Annotated in this window: 7 protein-coding genes; 5 read left to right on the top strand and 2 right to left on the bottom strand. The window is 71.0% G+C overall.

The genetic code is table 11. From position 1 onward, the window contains the following. The first annotated feature begins 517 nt into the window (after window positions 1-517). On the top strand, window positions 518-1,420 hold the full coding sequence (locus P2L57_RS39490) for an alpha/beta fold hydrolase (protein WP_275823377.1): 903 nt from the start codon (window positions 518-520) through the stop codon (window positions 1,418-1,420). A 60-nt stretch (window positions 1,421-1,480) separates the two neighbouring features. Here the strand turns inward: P2L57_RS39490 and P2L57_RS39485 are convergent, their stop codons facing one another. Further along, window positions 1,481-2,137, bottom strand: coding sequence for a bifunctional DNA primase/polymerase (locus tag P2L57_RS39485; RefSeq protein WP_275823375.1), 657 nt, complete (start codon window positions 2,135-2,137; stop codon window positions 1,481-1,483). A gap of 275 nt (window positions 2,138-2,412) precedes the next feature. On the opposite strand from P2L57_RS39485, the gene P2L57_RS39480 reads away from it, so the two are divergent. Further along, complete coding sequence (locus P2L57_RS39480) at window positions 2,413-3,795, top strand: NsdA family TPR-like regulatory protein (protein WP_275823373.1); 1,383 nt, start codon at window positions 2,413-2,415, stop codon at window positions 3,793-3,795. Between the two features lie 330 nt (window positions 3,796-4,125). Continuing rightward, window positions 4,126-5,796: a mediator complex subunit 15 domain-containing protein gene (locus tag P2L57_RS39475; protein ID WP_275823371.1), complete on the top strand. Its 1,671-nt coding sequence runs from the start codon at window positions 4,126-4,128 to the stop codon at window positions 5,794-5,796. Between the two features lie 18 nt (window positions 5,797-5,814). Here the strand turns inward: P2L57_RS39475 and P2L57_RS39470 are convergent, their stop codons facing one another. Next, complete coding sequence (locus tag P2L57_RS39470; protein WP_275823369.1) at window positions 5,815-7,059, bottom strand: ABC transporter substrate-binding protein; 1,245 nt, start codon at window positions 7,057-7,059, stop codon at window positions 5,815-5,817. 153 nt (window positions 7,060-7,212) lie between these two features. Between P2L57_RS39470 and P2L57_RS39465 the strand changes: the two genes are divergently transcribed. Together P2L57_RS39465 and purU are read left to right on the top strand one after the other, a co-directional pair. Further along, window positions 7,213-7,713, top strand: a complete 501-nt coding sequence (locus P2L57_RS39465) for an SCO4402 family protein (RefSeq protein ID WP_275823366.1) — start codon at window positions 7,213-7,215, stop codon at window positions 7,711-7,713. Between the two features lie 69 nt (window positions 7,714-7,782). Continuing rightward, window positions 7,783-8,658 carry a formyltetrahydrofolate deformylase gene (gene purU, locus P2L57_RS39460; RefSeq protein WP_275823364.1) on the top strand — a complete coding sequence of 292 codons (876 nt, stop codon included), beginning with the start codon at window positions 7,783-7,785 and terminating at the stop codon, window positions 8,656-8,658. Window positions 8,659-8,949 lie beyond the last annotated feature (291 nt).

Raw genomic sequence — 8,949 nt, 5'->3', positions numbered from 1 at the left:
CTGTTGGGGGGGGGGTGTCGGACGCCGCCGCTCCTGGCCGCGCTAGCGCTGTTGCTGGTTATATGTAGATGGGTGTCGTGCCCCCCCCCGTGCCAGCCCTCGCCGCCGGGGGGCCCCCGGGCGCGCGGCGCTGCGTGGGGGGGGGGTGGGGTGGGGGGCCGCACAATTAAAACCCCACCCGGGGGAGCCGTTGGGTACCCGGGTAACCGGGAAACGGCCCCGTCCCGGAACGGGATGGGGCCCCGGCACTGAGCGTGTGCCGGGGCCCTTCCTCCCCTTCGTCCCCTGGGCGTCGTACCCGGAACCCCGAGCTCTCCGGGTCCTTCCCCTCGCCCGAGGGGGACTGTCCTCCCCGCTGGAAGTAATCCCCGCGCCGCGTGTGCACCACACTTGGCGCTTGTCACTCGAAAGGGCGGTGTTAAGCGCGGGTGCCGCTTTTTCGAAGATGAGTTCGATAGCGTGGGGGTGTTCGGCCACCCGGGCCGGACAGGACGGTTGACCCGGGGGTGCCGGATCGATGGTTCGTCGTATCGAGGTGTCCGGAGCGGGCGGCGTGCGGCTCGCTGCCTGGGACTTCACCGATCAGCACAAGCCGCGTGACGGGTACGCGATGCCCGAGGCGGTCGAGTCCGATCCGGGCCCGCCCGGTGAGGCGCCACGGCCCGCGGTGCTGATGCTGCACGGACTGATGGGCCGCGCCGCACACTGGGCGGCCACCGCGCGGGCGCTGGCCGCCCGCTACCGCCCGGTCGCGCTCGACCAGCGCGGCCACGGCCGCTCCGCCAAGCCGGAGGGCCCGTACAGCCGCGAGGCGTACATCACGGACGTCGAGGCGGCCGTCGAACAGCTCGGCCTCGCCCCGGTCGTCCTGGTCGGCCACTCCATGGGCGCGCTCACCGCCTGGCAACTCGCCGCCCGCCGTCCCGACCTGGTACGCGCCCTGGTCATCTGCGACATGCGTGCCTCGGCGCTCGGCGAGGCGAGCCAGCGCGAATGGGAGCAGTGGTTCGCGTCCTGGCCACTGCCCTTCGCCGCGCTGGCCGACGCACGAAGATGGTTCAGCGCCGATGATCCAACGCTGGAGCGGCCGCGCCCGGCACGCGGTGCGTTCTACACCGAGGTCATGGAGGAGCGGTCCGGCGGCTGGTGGCCGCTGTTCTCCTTCGACCACATGCTCAACTCCCGGGAGCCGTGGATGCGCGACGCCCACTGGGACGAACTCGCCCAGGTCCACTGCCCAACCCTCGTCGTCCGCGGCTGGGACGGTGAACTCGGCCGCGCCGAGGCCCAGGAGATGGTCCGCGTCCTCCCGTACGGCTCCTACGCCGAAATACCGGATGCCGGTCATCTCGTCCCCTGGGATCAGCCGGAGGCCTGGCAGCAGGCCCTGGACGAGTTCCTGGCCGCCGCCGTGCGCTGACGCCCGACGCGCCGCCCCGGACTCACGAAGCCGCCGTGCCCGGCGGCAGCCTTCAGCGTGTCAACGGTTCCGCTGGGCGGCCGCCTCCCGGCCGCAGGCGTACGCGAGGGGACTGATCAACTCCTCGGCGTCCGGCAGCCAGCGGTTCAGGGCGGTCGGCTGCCGGGCCCACTGCACCGAACCCCGGCCCATCCGGGTCGGCGGTGCCGCCACATAGTCGCCGTCGCCGCGGACCACCATGTCCAGTGCGGAAGGCAGCCACCCCAACCGCCGTACGGTATCGGGGACTTTGGCGCTGGCGCCGGGCAGTACGAAGAACACCAGTCTCCGGTTGGGCGTGCAGAGCACCGGGCCGAGCGGTAGCTCCATCCGCTCCATCCGGGCCAGCGCCAGACAGCCCGCCACCTCGGGTACGTCGATCGCGTCGAAGCTACGGCCGGTGGGCAGCAGGACGGAGGCTCGCGGCTCCTTGGACCACATCCGGCGTACGGCGACGCCGCTGCCGGTCGCCTGGCCCGGCCAGTCCGTATGGGTGGGATGGGCGCCGGGAGCGGGGCAGCCGCTGAAGCCGCAGGAGCAGTGCTGGACGCCGCCGCTCTCGTCAAGCCAACTGCCGGGGAACACGTCCCAGTGCCGCTCATCCGCGTATCGCACCGCCGCCTCCGGCAGGTGTTCGGTTACGGCAAGCGGCTGCGGGGCTCCGATGGTGTCTTCCACGCGATGCACAACTTCCCTTGTCAGTAAGGGTTACGGAGCTCACGTTCCCTCTTGAGCGCGACACGCGGGGCGCACAGGTGCACGGGCGGGGGCGCGCACGAGCGACCGGCTCCGGGGTGGGTAGTCCCTTGACGGCACGGTGGCACATCTCATTGCGCAAAGTACCGATAAAGAGCCGTAAAGCGGCATAACTGCCCGGCTCCAATGGGCAGAGATCGTGCAGCACGGGGTCCGACCCGGCTGTGAAACGCATTAGGTACAGAGGGGGGACGACGATGGCCGCCCGACCGCTGGTGGCGCGCCAGCCGAACGAACGGCTGCAGGCGCTGATCCAGGAAGCCGGATGCTCCAACGCCGGACTGGCTCGCCGCGTCAATATGTGCGGCGCCGAGCACGGACTCGACCTTCGGTACGACAAGACCTCCGTGGCGCGTTGGCTGCGAGGTCAACAGCCGCGCGGTCGGGCGCCGGCGATCATCGCCGAGGCCCTGGGGCGCAAACTCGGCCGCACGGTGACGATCGACGAGATCGGCATGGCCAACGGCAAGAACCTCGCCTCCGGTGTAGGGCTGCACTTCGCGCCGACGGTGCTCGGCGCCGTGGAGCAGGCCTGCGAGTTGTGGCGCAGCGATGTCGGGCGCCGCGACTTCCTGACCGGCTCCACGGTCGCGGCCTCGGCGCTGGTCGAGCCGAGCCGTGACTGGCTGATCACCGGTCCCGACACGATCGTCTCCCGTAGCGGGGGGTCGCGGGTCGGCGCGGCGGACGTGGCGGCGGTGCGGGCGACGACACAGGCGCTGGTGGACCTCGACCACCGATTCGGCAGCGGGCATGTCCGCCCGATCGTCGTGCACTACCTCAACAGCGTCGTCTCCGGACTGCTGGCGGGCTCGTACCGGGAGGCGACCGGCCGTCAACTCTTCGCCGCCGTCGCACGGTTGACGGAGCTCGCCGGATACATGGCGGTGGACACCGGTCAGCCCGGTCTTGCCCAGCGCTACTACATCCAGGCGCTGCGGTTGGCGCAGGCCGCGGGCGACCGCGGTTACGGCGGCTACGTACTGGCCGCCGGAATGAGCCACCTCGCCGCCTCGCTCGGCAACCCTCGGGAGATCGCGCAGCTCGCCAGGGCCGCGCAGGAGGGTGCGCGCGGCCATGTCACCCCCACCGCGCAGGCGATGTTCTACGCGGCGGAGGCACGCGGTCACGCCCTGCTCGGTGACGCCCGAGCGTGCAACGCGGTCGCCGGGCGGGCGATCGACGCGCTGGGCCGCAGCGTTCCGGAGGACGATCCGGACTGGATCGCCCACTTCGACGAGGCGTATCTGGCCGACGAGTTGGCGCACTGCCATCGCGATCTGGACCAGCCGGTACCCGGAGTGCAACGTGCCGAGGAGGCGCTCGCCGGGCATCCGCCCACCCGGGTGCGGCGGCGCGCGATAGGCCTGTTGGTGCTGGCCGCCGCGCAGGTGCAGGCCCGGGAGGTGGAGCAGTCCTGCCATACCGCCACGCAGGCCGTCGAGTTGCTCGGCGGGCTGCGCTCGAACCGGGGCGCGGAGTATCTGGACGACTTCCGGCGCCGTATCGAGCCGTTCGGCCAGGAGCCGGTGGTACGGGAGTTCGGCGCGCGACTTGAGGAGAGCGAGCTGGCCGCGTGAGGCCGCCCCGGCGCGGGGTGAGGTTCATCTCGGGGGCCGCGCCCCCGCCCCCCCCGCCGGGGCGCACTAATCGTTACGGGACCGCTATCCCGACGCCTTCCGCCGTTACGGAAGGCCCTGCATGCTGCGATTTCCGGGAACCGTGCCAGGCCCGCGGACGGCCGTCAGCACATTACTGTGCGGTCACTCACACGGGCGCGTAGTGGGGATCGGAATTGACCCGGTAGCGTGAGCCGACGTTCCGAAGGGCCGGTCGGGGATGTGGGGACTCAGCTCCACCCGGGGCTTGCCCCAAACGGCCACAGTACGCAGCAGGCAGGAGTTCCGGTGATGCAGAGCGGGCGGGGAGAAGAGGCGGCGGACGGCGCGTACCGGCCGATGCCGATTCCACGCGAGCCGCAGGCGCCGGCGGTGCCCGAGGCCCGCGAGGGCGTCGTGCTGCCCGCGCACGGTGAGCAGCACGGCGAGCAGTGGGCGCAGCCCGACCAGGTCGTGCAGCCCGCCTCCGGGCAGCCGTGGGGTGCACCGCAGCAGCCGCAGGGCCACCAGGATCCACAGGGCTTTCAGCAGCCGCAGTACGGGCCGCCGCAGGCCGCCGACGCGGATTCGACGCAGCTCCTCACGCCCTACGGCCAGCAGTCCGAGGCGACCCAGCTGCTCACGCCGTACGGCCAGCAGTCGGAGGCCACGCAGCTGCTCACGCCGTACGGCCAGCAGTCGGAGGCGACCCAGCTGCTCGCCCCGTACGGTCAGCAGTCCGCGTCGCAGCAGTCCGAGGCCGGGCACCCCGCGCCGGGCGCCGACTCATCCATGTCCGGCGCCGATTCGGAGCGGACCCAGCTCATTGCGCCGCTGGGCCAGCCGTCCCCGGAACTGCCCCAGCAGTCGGCCGAGTTGCGCCAACCGCTGCCGCCAGAGCAGCAGTTCCAGGCGTCCGTACCGCCGCTGCCGCAGCAGCCGCCCGCCGCGCCGCAGCCGGTACCGGCCGCGCAGCAGCCGCCGATGCCGAGCGCGGCGCCGTACGCCATCCGGCCGGGCACTCCCGGTGACCAGCCGCCGGAGGAGCTGACCCAGCAGCTCATGCCGCCGCAGCAGTCGGAGCAGCCGGTCGCGGGCGCGGCGCCCACCCAGCAACTGCCGCGCTTCAACGACGGCTGGCAGTCGCCCCAGCAGCAGGCACCGGCAGCGCAGCACGCCGAGCAGGCCCCGCCGCAGGCCCAGGACGACTACGACTTCCTGTACCGCAAGGACGGCGGACCCGGCACCCTGCCGCCCCAGCAGACCGCCGCGTACGGCATGCCGCCGCAGCCGCCGCACACCCCGCCGCCCCCGCGCGACCCCGGGCACGGCGGGCGCGCGCCCGCGGGCCGCAAGAAGCTCTCGCCCGCGGCCATGATCGGCATCGGGGTAGCCGGTCTCGCCGTCATCGGTGTGGCGGTGGGTGCGGCGCTCAGCGGCGGCAGCAACAGCGGCGACCAGCAGAAGGCGGGCGTCGCCTCACCGGCGGCGGGCGGCTCCACGACCGGCGGCGCCGGAGGGGATGCCACGCAGGCGCAGGCCAAGCAGCTTGACGCGCTGCTGAAGGACAGCAACAGCAGCCGTTCTTCGGTGATCAGCGCGGTGGACTCCATCAGGTCCTGTACGAACCTGGACAAGTCCGCTTCCGATCTGCGTACCGCGGCGAGTCAGCGCGGTGACCTGGTGACCCGGCTGGACCAGCTGACCCTCGACAAGCTGCCCAACCACGATGAGTTGGTCAAGCAGCTCTCCGCGGCCTGGAAGGCGTCCGCCGAGGCGGACAACGACTACGCGACCTGGGCCGACCAGGTGTCGAAGGACAAGAAGGGCTGCGAGAAGGGCCACGCCATGGGCACTCCGGCCGCGCAGAAGGGCAACGCGGCGAGCGGCAGGGCCACCTTCGCCAAGAAGAAGGCCGCCGATCTGTGGAACCCGATCGCCGGCCAATACGGCCTGACCCAGCGCCAGTTCACGGACCTGTAGGGATCCGCCGGAGGGCGCTCAGGTGCCCTCCAGCGTGCTCCGTACGTCCACGAAGCCGCCCTTGCCGACGGCGGTCAACTGCCCGCTCCTGACGACCTGGTAGGTCACGGTCGCGTTGACCATGCGCGGATAGCCGCGCACCGCCAGCATGTCCGCGTACCGCCAGCCGAGCGGTGGGGTGAGGCCGCCGGTGGAGATGTCATGGGCGCGACCGAGCGCGTCGTGGACGCTCTGCGCGGTGATGGCGTCGTGGCCCAGCGAGCGGGCGATCTTGGTGAACACCGTGTAGGCGATCCAGGTCGTCTCGGCGCCCGGGTCGGCGACGTCGATGCGGTTGTCGCCGAACGCGTAGGTGGAGACCGCGGTACGCATGGTGTTCCAGGCCGGGTCGTTCGCGGGCGGATACCAACTGGTCGCGTACGCGCCCTCCAGCGGGCTGTCGGCACCGCCGGTGCTGTCCAGCAGCGACTGCTTGACGCTGCCGAGCACGGAGGCGGTGCGTACCTGCGATCCGCCGCCGATTCGCCGGAAGGAGTCGAAGAAGGTGGCGGTGCGGTCGCCGAGCACCGCCGTCACACAGCTTCCCGGGTCACCGGAGCCGATCGCCCGCTGGGCCGCGCCCGTGTAGTCGGTCGCGTCGTCGGGTGCCCTGATGTCGTCGGCGGGGGCGCGGTGCCGGAACGCCAGTCCGGCGTCGAGGTATTCGGGGTACTGGTCACCTGCCGCGCTGTCCGGGCGGATCAGCGCGGTCCTGTTGCAGATGCTGGACAGCTGGCGGCCGTTGCCCGCGAGCAGCGCGGGCGCCCCGCCGTTTACCGGATACGACAGCGGGCTGGTGAACTCCTCGGGCGCGACCCCGTACCCGCCGAGGTACGGGATGCCCGCGTTCTCCAGCGAGGCCATGAAGCTCTGCCCGTACTGGCTGTACGAGCCGACGACGGCCACCGCGTGCGAGCTCACGGCCTGCTGTGCACAGCGCTCGGCACGGACCGAGTCGTTGTGTTCGTCACAGGTGAGTACCTTCAGCGGGCGGCCGTTGATGCCGCCTTCGGCGTTGACCATACGGGCGTACGCCTCCGCCATGGCCGGCATACCCGGCAAGTTGGTGGAATTCGTGCCCTGTGGCGCCCAGGTCATGACCACGACCGGATCTTTGGAATCCGTCGCCGCACCGGTTTCGGGTGTCGGGGCGCAGCCGCTGACGCCGCCGATCATGATCGTGGCCGCGGCCGCCAGAACACCGAACCGTCGTGTAGCGGTCATGGCTCCGTACGCTTCACGGCCGCCGTCAACGCATGAGTGACCGCATGGCAACCACGGGTGGCGAGAAGATGAATTACCGGTGATTCGGGTGTGTGGGGTGTTCGCTGAGACCGTACCTGGTGGAATCCGTGCTTCTCGTTGAACGTACGATCGATGACCGTGCAAGGTTCGGAGAAGTCTTCCCGGCGGGGTGCCCGCTCCTCCACCATGGGGCGTATGCCGCTCAACGACATGCCCTGGTGGCGCTGGCGCAGCAATGTGCGCTCCGCGCTGCACATGCTCAGTGATCCGGTCTTCCAGCAGGAATGCTGGGTGGCGGGCCGCCCCGGCTACGGGGACGTGACCGACGCCGTGTACCGCTTGGTCGAGGACACCTGGCTGGACAACTGGTCAGCGGAGAAGTACGTCGGAACGATCTTCCGCGATGCGCAGGAGGCGGCTCTCGTGGACGCCGCGGTGCTGCGGGTGCTGCGGATCCTGCACGACGTCGGCGCGGACGCCGCCGTCTCGGCCTATCTGGCCCACCCGGGCTGGCCGGAGACGGTACGGGCGGCGCGCGACGCACACGTGCTGCTGGCGACGAACGACGGCGACGATGTGGATGCGCCGCCGCGCTCGCTGGACGTGCTGGCGATCTACACCAGGTCTCGCTGAGCGTCTCATCGGCTGAACTGTTCCCGGACCGCTGAGCTGCGGGCCACGGGAGTGTGCGAGGCTATTGCGGTGACCGAAGCACAGCCCACCGCACCCGCCCCGCAGTACGTCCTGACGCTGTCCTGCCCCGACAAGCAGGGCATCGTGCACGCCGTCTCCAGCTATCTGTTCATGACCGGTTGCAACATCGTGGACAGCCAGCAGTTCGGAGACCAGGACACCGGCCTGTTCTTCATGCGGGTGCACTTCTCGGCCGAGCCCACGGTCACCGCCGACAAGCTGCGGGCCAGCTTCGCGGCCGTCGCCGACTCCTTCCGCATGGACTGGCAGATCCACGCGGCCGAGGAGAAGATGCGTGTCCTGATCATGGTCAGCAAGTTCGGCCACTGCCTGAACGACCTGCTGTTCCGCTCGCGCATCGGCGCGCTGCCGGTAGAGATCGCGGCCGTGGTCTCCAACCACCGGGACTTCGAGGAACTCGTCGGCTCGTACGGGATCCCCTTCCACCACATTCCGGTGACGAAGGACACCAAGGCGCAGGCCGAGGCCGAACTGCTGAAGCTGGTCGAGGACGAGGGCGTCGAGTTGGTGGTCCTGGCCCGCTACATGCAGGTCATCTCCGACGATCTGTGCAAGCGGCTGCCCGGCCGGATCATCAACATCCACCACTCCTTCCTCCCCAGCTTCAAGGGCGCCAAGCCGTACCACCAGGCGCACGCGCGCGGTGTGAAGCTGATCGGCGCCACGGCGCACTACGTCACCGCCGACCTCGACGAGGGCCCGATCATCGAGCAGGAAGTCGAGCGCGTCGGCCACGGGGTAACCCCCGAACAACTGGTCGCCGTCGGCCGCGACGTCGAATGTCAGGCCCTGGCCCGCGCCGTGAAGTGGCACAGCGAACACCGCGTCCTGCTCAACGGCCACCGTACAGTCGTCTTCCCGTAACGGCCTTTCCCACTTTCCCACCCGCAAGGGGCTCCACCCCCCGCACCTCCACCGGGGGCTCCGCCCCCGGCCCCCTCGCGTGTCCCTTCGCCGAGACCTCGCCACCGATCGGCCGCAAGCGCCCGGCTCGACCACCGGGGGCCTGATCCGCCGTGCCTTCAGCACCGGGCCGCCCGCGCACGGCGGCCATCCCGGGCCCACTGGTTGGCGCAGCGTCGTGACTCGCCGCTGCGGGCGCAGCCCAGGTGTCCGGGGCTGCGCCTCGCGGGTCCAGGGGCGGAGCCCCTGGAC

This window comes from Streptantibioticus ferralitis (genome assembly GCF_029223525.1).
GTDB lineage: Bacteria > Actinomycetota > Actinomycetes > Streptomycetales > Streptomycetaceae > Streptantibioticus_A > Streptantibioticus_A ferralitis.
This window is presented reverse-complemented; position numbering and strand designations above follow the sequence as displayed.

What these genes read in the sequence shown, in the direction of transcription:
- P2L57_RS39475 (WP_275823371.1), top strand. Translation starts at nt 4,126, where the DNA reads ATGCAGAGCGGGCGGGGAGAAGAGGCGGCGGACGGCGCGTACCGGCCG.
- P2L57_RS39470 (WP_275823369.1), bottom strand. Translation starts at nt 7,059, where the DNA reads ATGACCGCTACACGACGGTTCGGTGTTCTGGCGGCCGCGGCCACGATC.
- P2L57_RS39480 (WP_275823373.1), top strand. Translation starts at nt 2,413, where the DNA reads ATGGCCGCCCGACCGCTGGTGGCGCGCCAGCCGAACGAACGGCTGCAG.
- P2L57_RS39465 (WP_275823366.1), top strand. Translation starts at nt 7,213, where the DNA reads ATGACCGTGCAAGGTTCGGAGAAGTCTTCCCGGCGGGGTGCCCGCTCC.
- P2L57_RS39490 (WP_275823377.1), top strand. Translation starts at nt 518, where the DNA reads ATGGTTCGTCGTATCGAGGTGTCCGGAGCGGGCGGCGTGCGGCTCGCT.